Annotated in this window: 6 protein-coding genes; 3 read left to right on the forward strand and 3 right to left on the reverse strand. The window is 45.6% G+C overall.

Translation table 11 applies throughout. The features are described 5' to 3' along the window. The first annotated feature begins 10 nt into the window (after positions 1-10). The gene (infB, locus tag B3763_RS11405) at positions 11-2,806 is read left to right on the forward strand and encodes a translation initiation factor IF-2 (RefSeq protein WP_286746588.1); all 2,796 of its coding nucleotides are present in this window, start codon (positions 11-13) and stop codon (positions 2,804-2,806) included. Positions 2,807-2,898: 92 nt separating this feature from the next. On the opposite strand, the gene B3763_RS11410 is transcribed toward infB, so the two are convergent. Further along, positions 2,899-3,342, reverse strand: coding sequence for a DUF6438 domain-containing protein (locus B3763_RS11410; RefSeq protein ID WP_286746590.1), 444 nt, complete (start codon positions 3,340-3,342; stop codon positions 2,899-2,901). Positions 3,343-3,492: 150 nt separating this feature from the next. On the opposite strand from B3763_RS11410, the gene B3763_RS11415 reads away from it, so the two are divergent. Continuing rightward, the gene (locus tag B3763_RS11415) at positions 3,493-6,846 is read left to right on the forward strand and encodes a T9SS type A sorting domain-containing protein (protein ID WP_286746592.1); all 3,354 of its coding nucleotides are present in this window, start codon (positions 3,493-3,495) and stop codon (positions 6,844-6,846) included. Positions 6,847-7,046: 200 nt separating this feature from the next. Here the strand turns inward: B3763_RS11415 and B3763_RS11420 are convergent, their stop codons facing one another. Together B3763_RS11420 and B3763_RS11425 are read right to left on the reverse strand one after the other, a co-directional pair. Next, positions 7,047-8,231 carry a THUMP-like domain-containing protein gene (locus tag B3763_RS11420; RefSeq protein WP_286746594.1) on the reverse strand — a complete coding sequence of 395 codons (1,185 nt, stop codon included), beginning with the start codon at positions 8,229-8,231 and terminating at the stop codon, positions 7,047-7,049. Continuing rightward, positions 8,228-9,220, reverse strand: coding sequence for an aspartate-semialdehyde dehydrogenase (locus B3763_RS11425; RefSeq protein WP_189628672.1), 993 nt, complete (start codon positions 9,218-9,220; stop codon positions 8,228-8,230). The genes B3763_RS11420 and B3763_RS11425 overlap by 4 nt, the downstream gene beginning before the upstream one ends. Positions 9,221-9,300: 80 nt before the next feature. On the opposite strand from B3763_RS11425, the gene B3763_RS11430 reads away from it, so the two are divergent. Beyond that, positions 9,301-16,752, forward strand: coding sequence for a lamin tail domain-containing protein (locus B3763_RS11430; protein WP_286746595.1), 7,452 nt, complete (start codon positions 9,301-9,303; stop codon positions 16,750-16,752). The last annotated feature ends 67 nt before the right edge of the window (positions 16,753-16,819 follow it).

The raw sequence follows: 16,819 nt of genomic DNA on the forward strand, positions 1-16,819 counted from the left end.
ATATTTGAGTATGTCAGAAGATAAAATGATGAGGCTAAGCCAGGTGGCAAGAAAACTAAACGTGGGTAGAAACACCATCGTAGATTTTCTTTCTGCTAAGGGCTTCGCGGTAGATAGCAGCCCTAACGCCAAGATATCTGGAGAGCAATATGATATGCTGGCCAAGGAGTTTGCTGCATCGGCCCATGAGAAAGAAGAGGCCTCTCATCTAACCATTGGGACGAAACATGTAGAAGACATGGTAATCGACTCCAGTGGTATTACGACAGAACCATTTAAAGAAAAGGAGCCTGCCAAAAAAGAAGAGCCTAAGAAGGCAGAGCCCAAAGCTGAGGAACCTAAAAAACCAGAGGCCAAGCCAGAAGCTGAAAAGCCGGCTGAAGAGGAAAAGCCGAAGGAAAAGGAAGAGCCGAAGGCCGAACCGGTAGCCGAAAAACCGAAGGTTACTGAACAACCCAAGGCAAAGGAGGAAGAGCAAGAGGAAGAAGAGCGAAAACCCGGACTACGGGTGCTAGGCAAAATCGACCTTGATGCCGGTAAGAAAAAGCCCGAACAAAAGGCTCCTGAGAAGAAAGAAGAACCTAAACCTGAGCCAAAGAAAGAGGAGGCTCCCAAGGTAGAAAAAGCTCCTGAAGCCCCTAAGAAGGAAAACGAGCTCATTGAAGCCAAAGCCGATTCACTAAGAGGACTGAAGGTACTGGGTAAAATAGAACTGCCGGTAGACAAGCCCAAGAAGTCGAAAGATGACGACAAACAAAATCAGGGCGAACACCGCGGCAAACGACCAAGAAAGCGAATTCAACAAACTAAAGTTGAGCGTGCTTCTAAAGGCGCCAATGACAACCGAAGAGGAGGCAATCAAAGAGGAGGCAAACGTCAGGCTCCGAAAGAAGAGCTTACCGATAAGGAAATTCAGGAACAAATTAAGGAAACACTTGCTCGTTTGAGCGGAGGTGGAAAAGGTGGAGGAAAAAGCCGCTCCAAGTACCGAAAGGAAAAGAGAAGTGCTGCTGCCGAAGCTGCCGAAGAGCAAATGCTCAAACAGCAAGAAGAAAGCAAAATTCTTAAGGTTACTGAGTTTATCTCAGCCAGCGATCTGGCCAGTTTAATGAACGTATCGGTAAACGATGTGATTTCCACCTGTATGTCTTTGGGAATGTTCGTTTCCATAAACCAGAGACTGGATGCAGAGGCCATAACCATTATTGCCGATGAGTTTGGCTACGATGTTCAGTTTACTTCGGCCGATGATGAAGTAGAAGTACTGGAAGAAGAAGACAGCCCGGAAGATCTGCAAGAAAGAGCACCAATTGTTACCATAATGGGTCACGTAGACCACGGTAAAACTTCATTGCTCGATTACATTAGAGACGCCAACGTAACTGCCGGTGAGGCGGGTGGAATTACCCAGCACATTGGTGCATATGATGTAGAAACCAAAGATGGTAAACGAATAGCATTTTTGGATACACCAGGTCACGAAGCCTTTACGGCCATGCGTGCTCGTGGAGCTAAAATCACTGACGTTGCCATTATTGTAGTGGCTGCAGACGACAACGTTATGCCTCAAACCAAAGAGGCCATAAATCACGCTCAGGTAGCGGAGGTACCTATTGTTATAGCCATTAACAAAGTAGATAAGCCCAACGCAAACCCTGACAAAATCAGAGAAGAACTAGCCAACCTGAATATTCTGGTTGAAGACTGGGGAGGAAAGTACCAATGCCAGGAAGTTTCGGCCAAAACGGGTCAGGGAATTGATGAGCTTCTCGAAAAAGTATTGCTCGAAGCAGAACTTCAGGAGCTAAAAGCCAACCCAAATAAGAATGCCGTAGGAACAGTGATAGAAGCCTCTCTCGATAAAGGTAGAGGATACCTCGCCACCCTTATGGTACAATCAGGCACAATGAAAATTGGCGATGTTGTGCTGGCAGGGTCGCACTATGGCAAAGTAAAGGCCATGTTCGATCACCGTGGCAACCGACTCAAAGAAGTTGGCCCTTCTACCCCGGTTCAAATGCTTGGTTTAGATGGTGCCCCTCAGGCCGGAGACAAGTTCAACGTAATGGACAGTGAGCGAGAAGCTCGCGAAATTGCCAACAAACGTGAGCAGATACTCAGAGAGCAAAGTGTAAGAACCAAAAAGCACATTACACTCGATGAGATTGGAAGACGTTTGGCCGTTGGAAACTTCAAAGAACTCAATGTAATTGTGAAGGGTGATGTGGACGGTTCTGTAGAAGCACTGAGTGATTCCTTGCTTAAGCTCTCTACTGATGAGGTTCAGGTAAACATCATTCACAAGGCCGTTGGTCAAATCTCAGAGTCCGATGTACTGCTGGCCACCGCTTCAGATGCCATTATTCTGGGCTTCCAGGTGAGGCCATCGGGAGGAGCAAGAAAACTCGCTGAAACCGAAGAAATTGAAATCAGACTTTACTCCATCATCTACGATGCCATAAACGAGATCAAAGATGCTATGGAAGGCCTGCTGGAACCAACTGAAAAAGAAGTAATCACGGGTAATATCGAAGTCCGCGAAACCTTCAAAATATCTAAAGTGGGTACTGTGGCAGGATGTTATGTAACCGATGGTTATGTGAAACGAAATAATCAAATCCGACTAATCCGCGATGGTATTGTAGTATATACCGGAGACATCGGCCAACTGAAGCGTTTCAAAGACGATGTAGGTGAAGTAAAAGCCGGTTACGAATGCGGGTTGAGCATTAAAAACTTCAACGATATCAAAGTAGGAGATATAATTGAAGGCTTTGAAATTCAGGAAGTAAAAAGAACGCTCTAATTATAAATTAGGAGTTTCTACAACTGTCTCAAAAGCAAATTGGAGCTTTGAACAATCGTCAAAGACCGGTGCTTTTGAGGCAGTTTTTTTTACTACTTCACCGCAGACCAGCTCAGAGAATCAATGAGATTGTGTATGGAGGCCTCAATAGCCTTAAGCCGTTCCGGTGCACCATCATAATCGATCACCGTTTTCTTCTTGCCCCCATTGTAAAAGCTTACAGTAGTGGTTGGCAAATCCTTTCGACTGGATGTGTATTGGCTCTCCAATTCCATAAAGCGGTTTTCTACAAACAAACTTAGCAGCTCATCCAACCGTGCCTCAGGCAGCCGAGCCTCAAAGCTTCCTTCAAGAGGAAGAAACTTCCGGGCATTTAGTATCACCTTTCCTGAACTGAAAATTGAAATATCATAATCAGGGCAAGCACCCATGCAAGCTGTTTTCTTCATGAAAACAACAGGCAGTTCGCTTCCGCTATTTTCGGCCGATTTGCACCCAAATAAAATGAGCATTAAAAAAACAAAGTGCTTTTTCATAGAGAACCAGTTATAGTATTAACTTAATACAATGTATGTAGTTTATCAGTTTAAACGTCAAATTTTGAATCAGTTTCATACAGAGTGTACCGAATGATTCAATAGGCGTTTTTCTTAATAGCACTCAAGAAAGTTAATTGAACATTTGCCATGAGAAAAATATTTGTTCTGCTACTAAGTTTAGGGATACCTCAACTCAGCCTTGCCCAGCAAGCCGAAAGGCTAGATGTACAGATACCCGTTATTTGTTACGCTTCAGATGAGAGCCCCGGAACACGCATTTTTCATAACCCGGCTCACTATGCTCGCTTGCGCAATGCCCTGAACCATGGCAACAGCACCCGTCAAAGGGCCGATATTCGGGTAGAATACAACGGATTCAGTGAAGAAGCCAAAGCGGCTTTTCAGGCTGCCGTAGACATTTGGGCAGGGCTAATCTCCTCCCCGGTCCCTATTCGAATTAATGCCACCTGGCAGAGCCTCGATGAAGGTGTACTGGGATCGGCCATCTGGAATACCGCCTTTCGCAATTTCGATGGTGCCAAGCAACTAAACACCTGGTACCCGGTGGCACTGGCCGAAAAAATGGCCCGCCAAGAGCTCAACAGCCCCAACGAGCCCGACATTGTTGCCAATTTTAACAGTCGCGCACCCTGGTATCTCGGCACCGATGGAAACCCCGCTCCCAATCAGTTCGATCTGGTCACTGTAGTACTGCATGAGATTGGTCATGGTCTTGGTTTTGTAGATAGCTTCAATTACTCCGAAGACTCCGATCTGGGCACGTACGGAATTCAGGAATTCCCTTTTATTTTCGACTTGAGTGTGGAAAACAGTGCCCGAGAGTCGCTCGTAGAAATGGGCAACAACACGGTGGCCTTAGGCAATGCACTCTCCAGCAATGCCGTGTATTTTAACTCGCCCACTTCTGAAGCCAGTACAGGTACAAGACCAAGGCTATATGCACCAAACCCCTACGATGCCGGATCGAGCATAGCACACCTTAATGAAAACACCTATGCCTCGGGAAATGCCAATTCACTAATGACTCCTCAAATTGGATTCAACGAGGTGATGCACGACCCGGGCCCCGTAACACTGGATATGTTTGGAGACATGGGCTGGGAACTCACTTATATAGACAGCATTGATAGGCCAAATACAGAAGACATTACCTCAGATACCTACACCATTACAGCCAAAGTTTTCAGCGATATCGGATTCAACCCCAATGAGGTTCGCCTGTTTTACTCAACGGATGGCTTTGTAGCCAACAGCAGTGAGGTTCAAATGACGAGTACCAACAACGCCAATGAATTTAGTGCGCAAATACAGTCGGCTAAAACAGAAGGCCAGGTGTACACTTACTATATCACCGCGGTTGACGATAAAGGCCGACAGTTTTCGAGACCCAGTGTGCTGGTTCCTGAACGATACCTTAGGTTTCAGTCGGGAAATGATAGTGAAGCCCCCATAGTGTCGCACACTCCTCCCAATTTTATCCGAACCACCGATCAGGGGGTTACCCTGGAAACTACGGTAACCGACTTTTTACCGGTAGACGTAACCCTGGAGTACGCAGTAAATGGTGGGACTTTGCAAAGCGCAATATTCAGGCTGGCTAACCAAAATCAGAATTTATATCGTCTTTTCTTAGACCTCTCTTCACTTAACCTTGCCGATGGAGATTATATTGAATACCGAATAAAAGCTACTGACCAGGCCGCTGCGCGCAATGAAACTGTTTTTCCGGCAACAGGTTTTACCAAAGTAAATGTAGTAGCCACTGCAGAGCCCCGGCACTTCTATTTCAACGACTTTAACAACATCTCGGAAGCGGCCGAAGACTTTTTTACCAGCGCCAACTTCTCTATTCGTGAAGAAGCCACATTTGAAAACGGAGCCATTCATTCAGATCACCCCTATGCCGATGGCACCGGAAGCAACAACGAAAGCAATTACACCTTTGAGCTAAAAATACCCATTATTGTTAACGAACAGAATGCTAAAATGAGCTTCGATGAAGTAGTACTGGTGGAACCCGGGGAAGCCAATTCGGAGTTTGGCGACAACGGATTTTACGACTATGTAATAGTGGAAGCTTCTAAAAATGGAGGAGAAACCTGGCTACCCCTGCTTGATGGCTATGATAGCCGGGTGCGCTCCAACTGGTTTTCCCGTTACCAAAGTAGTTTAGTAGACAACAATTCTACCGCTGTTGGCGAGTCTTCCATATACGCCAAACGAGAAATTGACTTATTAGCCAGTGGCGATTTTGAGGGTGGAGACGAGCTTCTCATTCGTTTCAGGCTGTTTGCCGATGAAGCCGCTCACGGCTGGGGTTGGGCCATAGACAACCTGAACATTCAAATGGATGTGGTACCACCAACTCTGAGGCATCAGCACTTCAACTACGCATCAGAAAGTAACAGTCTTAGTTTCGATGCCCTGGTAACTGACAATGTGGAGGTAGATAGTGTTGCCTTGTATAGCGAAGTGAACGGACAGCCACAACCAATCATTCAGATGACTCATCTGGGGAGCAATCTCTACCGGGCATTGGTAGATATTACCGCCTTAAATGAAGGTGATGTAATTGAATATAGAATTGCAGCTTTTGATAGCCGCTCTCCTATAAAAAATGCTTCATTCCTGCCCGGGCCGAACGAGTTCTTCTCAATACCCCTTATTAACTTTGGTAACCCCGTTACAACTTATTCCAATAATTTTAATGAGGCCTCTGAAGATTTTGTAGGCAATTTCTTTGGTATAGAAACGCCCAGTGGGTTCAGCAACGGAGCCATTCATAGTCGGCATCCCTACCCTTCCAATTTCGGATTGTCCGGCAGTACTACTTTTACATATACGCTCAAAAAACCAATTACAGTGAGCGCAACTATGCCATATATAGCCTATGACGAAATTGCCTTGGTAGACCCTGTGGCCGATTACGCGGCTTTGGAAGTTTCTAAAGATGGAGGACAAACATGGCTGGAACTCAGGCGATCTACAGCCAATACAGAGTCTTCGGTTTGGGGCAATGCATTTGCGGCCAGCACTCCTCCTGAGCCATCAATGTTTAGAACCCGGTTAGTAAAGCTTACAGACAATGCCCAGATAAATGCGGGTGACGAAATACTACTAAGGTTTAGGTTGGAAAGGCGCGGCACCAGAGAAGGCTGGGGTTGGGCCATTGACAATTTACAAGTTCAAAACGACCAGATTACAGCCATTGACAATACTGCATTTAATTTGGGCACCGAAATATTTCCTAACCCGGTAACCGGAGACCTGCTTTACATAAAGAGCATGGAAAGTAGTGGTTCGATTGATATTAGCCTTAAAACCATGAATGGCCTTGAAAAGCTGAGTGCCAAAGGTGTTGAACTAGATGATTCACGGCAAACGGCCATAGACATTTCAGGCTTGCCTTCGGGTCTTTACATTCTAAGGGTGGTACAGGGCAGAAGCTCCAAAGTATTTAAAGTGTTGAAACTGGAATAATCTGCTTTGGAAAGAATAACTTGAGCCCCGATTGTTTACCTGATTAGGGCTCAATGTTCGTTTTCTACTTTTTGGGTTGGCTCACAGCTATTGTATTCATTATGGGTATGATTAAACCGTGGTGGGTTCTTTGGTGGCTTGCCACTAAAAACCGCTACAAAGTTCTAGCCTACTACGGAACCCTATTGCTTGCCTTATGGCTACTTTACTTTTTCACACAATAACACTCTTTTGCCCTCCACATCTGTTAGAGCAAAAATGTAATGATTACCTCCGTCTTTAAGCCCCGTTTTTTTCCTGATGTCTTTGACAGAAAGAGGATAATTGCGAACAGAGATATTGGCTTTATACTCAGGCAAGCACTTCTTCAGTTGCTTCTTGTTCAGCGATATCTCTTCCTTTACCCTGAACACACGACCGGGAAAGTTTTTCACCTCACTGTGGTGAGTATAGAGGTGGGTATTGGCATGAAGTTTAAGAAGGCCAAACTGCTGTGCACATGACTTAAAAGCTCCGGCCTTGAGAATGCTGGCATTTGGCTCATACAAAAACTGCCCAATGCTGCCCAATGCAACATCAGTCTGTTCTTCATCTTCATAGGTAAACTCAAGGACTTCATTCTCATGCAAACCTGACCCAAGGTTTATGGCCTTTATGTTTACCCGATCTCCCCCATTTTTATGCATTAGAAACAGTAGTTCCTTTACCTCGTTGTGAACAGCTACTACATGCACTTCTTTTACACAACCTAAATCGTTGACAGCCTTTTTAATGTCCAACATGGGAGAAACCTTTAAAAGCAATTGCTCACAACGGTTCATCAACTGCGGAAGCATTTCGACTACATTAGGACTGTAGTGCTCTAAAAAAACTACTTTTTGATCGTTTCCATCTCTTCGGGCGGGATCGAGATAAATGAGGTCCTGACTTTCTAGTTCATCAATGGCTTTTTCGGCCTGCTGCTGAAGGGTCACAATATGACTTCCTAAAACCCTGAAGTTATGCCTGACCAGCTCATGTAAATAGGCATTGCTTTCTACATGCACGGCATATTCAAAGTGCTGAGATATAAAGTAAGTATCTACACCAAACCCACCGGTCAGATCGGCCATACGCGTTCCCCTAACCAGCGAGGCCTTGTAACGGGCCGTTCTCTCTGAGGAACACTGCTCCATAGAAATGGCCGGAGGAAACAAAATACCCTCTTGAGCATACCAAGAGGGTACTTTATATTTAGCTTTTTGTCGTGAGGCTATTTGCTCCACCAAATCGCGCATGGCGATGTTGGGGAATGGGCTTTTTTTGAGCGATAACGATACCGGGTCTTCCGACAAATGCTCTTGAATAAAAGCCTGTACCTCCGCTAAAGCCAGCTGCTCTATCAAGCTATCTTGAGTTGTTTCTGAAGGTATTCTACAATCTGTACGGCATTGGTTGCCGCTCCCTTTCTAAGATTATCGGCCACAATCCAAAGGTTGAGCGTATTAGGTTGACTCTCATCTCTTCTAAGTCGGCCAACGAACACCTCATCTTTTTTATGAGCCGTAAGCGGCATGGGGTATACGTTGTGCTTAGGATCATCTTGCAAAACCACCCCTTCGGCACTATTCAATAAAGCTTTAACCTCTTCCATGTCAAAGTCTTCCTTAAACTCAACGTTCACCGACTCAGAGTGTCCTCCAACAGTGGGTATTCTCACCGTAGTAGATGTTATACCAATGGAGTAGTCATTAAAAATCTTGCGGGTTTCGTTCACCATCTTCATCTCCTCTTTGGTGTATCCATTGTCCAGAAATACATCAATATGAGGCAATGCATTCATGTCGATCTTATGAGCATAGCACATGGGCCCATCAATACCCTGCCGTTCGTTCATCATCTGATCTACAGCCGCTTTACCGGAGCCTGTAACCGACTGGTAAGTAGAAACAACAATACGCTTAAGGCCATAGCGCTTTCTCAGGGGTTCCAGTGCCACCACCATTTGAATGGTAGAACAATTGGGGTTGGCAATAATTTTATCTTCTGCTGTAAGCGTTGAGGCATTAATTTCCGGTACAATCAGCTTATGATCGGGGCTCATTCTCCAGGCCGAGGAGTTATCTACCACGGTTGTTCCGACAGCAGCAAACTTAGGAGCCCACTCCAAGGAGGTACTGCCTCCTGCAGAAAATATGGCAAAATCCGGAGCCTGAGCCACCGCATCTTCCATAGTGATTACAGTGTATTCCTTACCCTTAAAGGTTTTCTTTGTTCCGGCCGAACGGGCAGAAGCCACTAATAGCAGCTCATCAAATTGAACATTTCTTTCTTCTAGAACCTCCAGGATTTCCCCTCCCACAAGTCCGGTCGCACCTACAACTGCAATCTTCATAAAATCAATTCATTAACTATTTAGACTTAAAGTCGAAAAACGCGTCAAATTTACTACTTTAGTGTACCTGAGCACAAAAAATGAGAAATTGTTTTCTCCTTACTTTTCTACTCTGCACACAGTATGCTATTGGGCAGATAGGCAGTTTTCCCTATTCACAGGGATTCGAGAATGCATTTACCACCGGCAACAACGTAGAATTCATTACTGACTGGACAGGTAATGAGGTGTCTACCTCCAGCCGTATCTTTCAGGGAAGTGATGCACGAAGCGGCAGTTCCTCCCTACACATTATTCCAACATCTACTTTTAGTGGAGAAGTATTAATTACTCTCGACCTTACCGGAATTAGCAATCCGAAAGTCACTTTTTATGCCTATTCCAAACAAAATGGAGCCAGTTCAACACGACCGGTATTGCTTTCTTTTTCCACCTCTATTGATGGTGGAAACAACTACTTGGACAACACCAGTATAGGTGATGAGAACACCTTTCCTAACAATAACCTAACCAGCTACACTGCCTATGAATATGAACTACCTACGGCAGCAAACGGTGAAAACAATGTAATTGTACGCATAACGGCTAGCAGAGGAGACGGAAGCGGATCGGCTGCCGAACTCGTAATGGACGACTTTACCATTGAGGAGCAAGTGCTCCCTTTGGCCATTAGCAATACTACGGCCATTGACGCCAATACGGTGGAGGTAACTTTTAACCAGCCGGTGGAGCAGGTCACTGCCGAAACTGTCGGAAACTACGCCATAGACAATGGCGTGTCGGTAACCACAGCTTCCAGAAGTTCTTCCCAAGTGGTAAGGCTTACTACCTCCGGCATGGTAAATAACAATTATACCCTTACCGTGAACGGTGTGGAAGATGAAGCAACTAACACGGCTGCCAATAACCTGCAGAGTAGCTTTAGTTATGTGGTCCCGCTGGCTATTGAGAGTATTAGCGTGGTAGATAAAAACACACTGCTGGTAGACTTTAATCTGAATGTAGAACAAACCACAGCAGAAACCCTTAGTAATTACGGTCTGGACAATGCCATGGGCAACCCAAGCTCCGCGGTAAGGAATAGTGTTTCTAATGATCTGGTAACCCTCACTTTTAGTACCGACCTGGCCGATGCCAGTTACACCCTAACCGTTGACAATGTCACAGATGAGTCTACACTAGCTACAGCCAGTAACCTTACCGGCACATTCAGCTATCTCAACTTGGCTGTGGAATCGGTTACGGTCAACTCTTCTACTAGCATTACCATAGATTTCAATCAAAACTTGAACACTCTTTCGGCCGAGAACACCACCAACTATAGCGTTAATTTTGGAAGAGGGAATCCAACCAGCGTAGTACAAAGCATTACAGACGCCTCGATAGTTACCTTAACCGTATCTCCGGGCTTGGTGAATAATACCTATGAGATTACAATAAACAATGTGGCCAATGCAGCCGGCAACTCGGTGGCGACCAACCTTACGGCCAATGCTTCTTTTCAAACCCCCACTTCTACCAGGCAAATAGTAATTAATGAAATATATGCCGATCCCTCGGGAGCCAATGCCCCAAGTCCGGTGGTCCTACCCTCTGGTTCGTCAGAAGAGTTTGTCGAATTGTTCAATACAAGCAGCGAGGCCATAGACCTGACCGGCTTTGAGCTTTCGGGAGGCACCATTGGTAACCATGTGCTAAATGGAGGTGACTATGTAATACTTACCTCTTCCAGCAATGTGGCCAGTTTTCAACCATTTGGCAACGTGGTGGCTGTTTCTTCATGGAATGCCCTCACCAACACTGGCGAAGCTCTTGTGCTACGGGACAACCTGGGCAACCTAGTCGATAGCCTGACCTATGACCTGACCTGGTATAGAGACAACAACAAAGCCGATGGTGGCTGGAGCTTGGAGCAAATAAATCCGGAAAGACCCTGTAGCGATGTAGAAAATTGGAACTCTTCCATAAGTGCGCAAGGAGGCACGCCAGGTACGATAAACTCAGTATTCGATAACACTCCTGATAACAGCGCTCCGGGTATAGTCAATGTGTTGGCTAACTCCAATCAAGAAATTGTGGTGTTGTTCGATGAGTTTATCGATCCGGCTTCCGTGAGTGGAGCAACGTTCGGGCTCAACCATGGAGCGGCCGTTTCTTCGGCCACACAAAACCTTCCGTACGGACGCAGCATTACCCTGAGCCTTAGTCCCGCGATGAACTCCGGCAATATTTTTACCCTTACAGTAAATGGGCTCACCGATTGCGCAGGAAACGCAGTGGTCAATGGCACTTTCGACTTTCTGTTCGACAATGAAGCACCTGTATTGAGCCGATTGGTCTATAAAACTCCTCAGCAAATAGACCTGATTTTCGATGAGCAACTCAATGAAAGCATTGCCGAAACCGAAACTAACTTTAGCATTAACCAGGGAATAGGCAACCCTTCGCAGGCTACTTTAAATAACACACAGCGCAACAGGGTTAGCCTAACCTTTGGCACTACCCTTACAGAAGGAGACTCTTACACCCTCTCCTATCAAAACCTGGCCGATACCTTAGGCAATACAATTACAAACAGCAACGAAGTGTTCGGCTTTGTGAACCAAATTGACACAGTGATAGTGGTGAGCAGCCAGCTTCTAGATGTGTATTTCGAGGCCGATCTGAATGAGCCGGCTGCGGAAACAGTAGGCAACTACCTGGTGAACAGAAGTATAGGAAACCCTATTAGCGCGGCTCTAGACAACAGCAACCCCAGGTTGGTGCATTTGGTTTTTGACAGCTCATTTCCCGAGAATACAACTACGGAAATATCTTTCGAGAACATACAAAACTCTGGTCTGGCCTACCTTCAGCTTTTCAATACTCCTTTTGTATATGACACAGACGACCCCGATATCGATTCGGTAGTGGTTGTAGACCAGAATACCTTACAGGTCTATTTTGATGAAATATTGGATGAAACCAGCGCTGAAACCATTAACAACTACTCCGCAAACAATGGCATTGGCACCCCTGCTCAGGCTATACTTCAACCGGGGGGCACTTCGGTGGTTTTAAATTTTGCAGTGGATTTTGAGCAGGAAGTCAAAAACGTACTTACCCTAACTGCTATAGAAGATTTAGCAGGAAACGCCATTTCAACCAACCGAAACTTTGATTTTACTTTCGACCGGTTGCCACCAAGACTTGTGGGGGTTGAACTGCTCTCTCCCGTGGTTTTGGCGGTTGAATTCTCAGAAGAGGTAGTCAAAGCGGTGGCAGAAAATGTGAACAATTACTCGGTCAATAATGGTATAGGAAACCCCATTCAGGCGGTTAGAACCGAAAAAAACACAAGTATTGTTGAACTAACCTTCAGCAACCTGGGCAACAATGCCAGCAACACGCTAACCATTTCCAATATCTCCGACCTGTTTAACAACGATCTGCCGACCAACCTTACGGCAAGTTTTTCTACTTTGCTACCCGAATTTGGTCGCTTTATTGTATTGAGCGACACAAGTATTCAAATTCAGTTCACAAAACCTCTTACAAAGGCAAGTGCCGAAAGAATCAGCAACTATGGATTCGATAGAGGTCTTGGCCCCTTTAGCCTGGTTCAAAGTAGCACAGATGCCTCCATTGTTACTCTCTATTTAACCACAAGGCTTGAAGAAAACCTCAACTACCGCTTAGTTATTAACAACCTTCAAGACCTTGACGGAAACACAGTGCCGCCAACCACTTTCGATTTTACATACAATGATCTTATTACACAGGTGAGCCTCATTAACGCCAACACTTTGGAGGTGCTCTTTGAAGTGGATGTGGATGAAACCCTTGCCGAAACCAGCACCAATTACTCCCTCAACAAAGGAATTAGCAACCCCTTGACTGCCGTTAGGAGTTCGACCAACAGCAAGCGGGTTACCTTGTTTTTCGATAAGGCCCTGACCGAATCGGCTACCTACCAACTTACCATACAACGCATAAGAGACATATACGGAGACGTGGTTCCGGCCAGCAGAACCACCCTGCTCTACGATGTAACTCCCCCGGCCATTAGCGCTGTAAACTCTACCTACAACAACGAAATAGATGTAATATTCAACGAACCACTCGACAGGGCAACAGCCACCAGCCTCAACCATTACTCCTTGAACAACGGGGTAGGGCAACCGGTAAGCATTCGTCTTTCAACCGATGCTACCACCGTAACACTCCGTTTTGCCAATAGCCTCGTAGACGGTTTGAACTATACACTCACCGTAGACCGGGTAGAAGACCTGCAAGGCAAAGCCATTGCTGCCTCTACCTTCGACTTTACCTTTAGTTCCCCAATATCTCCGGCCTTCAGAGACCTGGTGATTAATGAAATCTATTTCGACACACATTTTACTTCGGGCATACCCAATTACGAGTTTATTGAGCTTTATAATAGAGGTACCGAAGCCATAGAGTTGAGAGACTTTGCCATAACCGATAAGCGAGATACGGCCTACCTGACCAGTTATGTACTTCAGCCCAATGCTTACCTTACAGTTTCTACTCAGGCCGGTAAAGTAAGCCTGCAAAACTTTGGTCCGGCCATGGGAGTAAATCGCTTTCCTTCACTTTCCAATACAGGGGAGACCATTGTTTTTCTGGACAGAGACAAGAATGTTGTCGACTCACTGAGCTACACAAAGGCCTTTTACAATGACAACACCAAATCATCTGGAGGATACACCGTAGAGCTCATTAACCCCAACAAACCCTGCTTTGACCAAACCAACTATGCGGCATCGGTTCACCCAAACAAAGGCACTCCCGGAGTCCAAAATTCGGTGTACGACACCACACCCGATACTACGCCACCCTTATTGCAAAGTGTCTCTGTAGTTTCAGGCACCCAACTGCGCCTTACATTCAATGAATCAATGAATTTGGCCTCGCTTATACCGGCCAACTTCACGTTGGAAGATGGCATAACCGTAAGCACCATAACACTCGAAAACACTTTTGGAAGTCAGATACTGCTCAACCTAAGTGCTCCTTTCCAAACCGGAATATCGCGTACCATCACACTCAACAATATTCAGGACTGTACAGGAAACACTCTTTCCACACAAGGTACCTTCCTCAAAGGATCTACACCGGAGGCTAACGAGCTTTTGGTAACGGAAATAATGGCTACACCTGCCCCCAGCAACGGGCTTCCGGTAAGGGAATACTTTGAAATTTATAACAACAGTAGTGAGGTGATGGATTTGGGTCAGGTAATTTTTAAAGATGACAACGGCACCTACCGTCTAAGCAGTTTTAATCTGCAACCTGCCGAATACATTATTATAACCAGCAACTCCGGGGCTACCGACTTAGCCGTTTATGGACACGTCTTGGGAGTTAACTCCTTTCCTACCCTTACTGAAAAAGATCGCATACGGCTGGAAAACATCCATAACGAATTAATCTTTGAAGTTGAATACGACAAAACCTATTACCAAAACGACAGTAAAGACGATGGTGGGTTTAGTATAGAAATGATTAATCTGGCACCGGCCTGTTTCGATAAAGCCAATTGGATAGTGACCAACTCTTCTGTTGGGGGCACTCCTGGAGCTCAAAACTCAGTATATGACAATTCACCTGATACCACGGCTCCAACCATTACGCAGTTCACAGTGGTTTCCTCAACTACTTTCGATATTCAGTTTAGCGAATCTATGAATGTGGCCACACTGGTTCCTGCCAACTTCACCTTTTCAGGAGGGCTCAGTTTAAGCAGCATTACTCAAACCGAAAAGTTCGGCCGAAAAATTAGGCTTACTCTTTCTACTGCCTTTGCCACCGGAACACCATATACACTTTCTGTTAATAACCTGAGCGATTGTGCTGGCAATACACTGCCACAGCAAATCCTTCAGTTCAGCCGGGGTGCCACTCCTTCACCAGGCCAACTCATTATTACCGAAATAATGGCCAACCCCACTCCAGCTCAAGGCCTTCCGGAGGTAGAGTATCTTGAAATACTCAATGTTTCGAACCAAATACTATCACTAACCGGAGTAATATTAGCCGATGCTACCAACTCAACCCTGTTGGGTAACATGAATATAAGCCCGGGAGAATACGTTCTACTGGCTCCATCTTCAACTGCCAGTCAACTCAATGGTTACGGAAAAGTTTTGCCAGTAACCAATTGGCCCAACCTCAATAATTCTGCCGACCGCCCGACTCTATATACGCCAAGCGGGGTAGAAATACACCAGGTAAACTACAATTCCAGCTGGTACAGAAGCAGCACCAAGGCCAATGGCGGATATTCTTTAGAAATGATAGACCCTGACTTTCCATGCCTTGAGGGAGCAAACTGGATAGCCTCAGACAACCCAAACGGAGGAACACCGGGAGCCTTAAACTCTGTAGATGGCGACAACCCCGACCTTACTGGCCCTAGTTTGTTGCAGGCCGTGGCTGTTACCAAAAGCGTAGTGCAATTAACCTTTAGTGAAAAGTTAGAATCATCCACCGTGGCCCTGGACCGCTTTAGTGCCGACAATAGTTTATCGTTTATCTCCGCGCAACTGGATGAAACTAAAAGAATTGTGACCCTGGTTACGGCCACAGATTTGGCTGATAATAGCCTTTACACCATTACGGCAGACAACATTACAGACTGCACGGGCAACCTTATACAAGCCAATGGCAAATCCGCCACGCTCATTATTCCGGCCAAAGCCGAACCACTAGACATAATAGTGAATGAGGTACTCTTTAATCCGGTAACCGGTGGTCATCGTTTTGTGGAATTCTATAATCGGTCTAACAAATACATTAACCTAAGAGGCTGGAAGATTGCCGGCCTTACGAACACCCGGGTAATTACAGACAAAGACCTGTTTATCCATCCGGGGTCCTACTTTGTGGTAACCTCAAACGGAGCAAACATTAAGAGCCAGTACCCCTCAGCCGATGAGTCTACCTTTATTGAAATTAGCTCAATGCCCAGCTTACCAACCAACGAGGGTACCGTGTTTATATACAATTTAAACAACCTGCAAATTGACCATTTCGCCTACAGTGAAGATTATCATTCTCCCTTGTTGGATGATGTGGATGGTGTATCGCTGGAAAGAATTCTGTTTTCGGGTGGTTCCAACGACAAAAACAATTGGTTCTCGGCCTCCTCGACAGAAAATTACGCTACACCCGGTTATGAAAATTCGCAGGCGCGCACCCCTCAAAACCAGATAGGGGCCGTGAGGGTAGATCCACCAACCTTTGCCCCCGATGTAGCCGGAGCCAAAAACTTCACCACGCTCAACTACGCCTTCGACACGCCCGGCAACACCCTGAACATTAGAATTATCGATGCCGAAGGACGCATAGTAAAAAGACTAACTCAAAACACTATTGTGGGCAAGGAAGGATTCTTTACCTGGGATGGCACTACCGAAGACGGAGGCAAGGCCAGAGTGGGATACTACATGGTGCTCATGGAAGTGATCTCAGCAGAGGGAAAAATCAGTTACATAAGAGACAAGGTAGCTATAGGTTCAAGACTTTAGTATAGCACAATTGACAAACTAACAATTGTTAGCCTAATGTTATGGATATTATAACAATGTTACCTAT

The organism is Roseivirga sp. UBA1976 (assembly GCF_002336325.1).
GTDB classification, from domain to species: domain Bacteria; phylum Bacteroidota; class Bacteroidia; order Cytophagales; family Cyclobacteriaceae; genus Roseivirga; species Roseivirga thermotolerans.

Excerpts from the sequence above, each read along its gene's own strand:
- infB (WP_286746588.1), top strand. The coding sequence starts at position 11 with ATGTCAGAAGATAAAATGATGAGGCTAAGCCAGGTGGCAAGAAAACTA.
- B3763_RS11410 (WP_286746590.1), bottom strand. The coding sequence starts at position 3,342 with ATGAAAAAGCACTTTGTTTTTTTAATGCTCATTTTATTTGGGTGCAAA.
- B3763_RS11415 (WP_286746592.1), top strand. The coding sequence starts at position 3,493 with ATGAGAAAAATATTTGTTCTGCTACTAAGTTTAGGGATACCTCAACTC.
- B3763_RS11425 (WP_189628672.1), bottom strand. The coding sequence starts at position 9,220 with ATGAAGATTGCAGTTGTAGGTGCGACCGGACTTGTGGGAGGGGAAATC.
- B3763_RS11430 (WP_286746595.1), top strand. The coding sequence starts at position 9,301 with ATGAGAAATTGTTTTCTCCTTACTTTTCTACTCTGCACACAGTATGCT.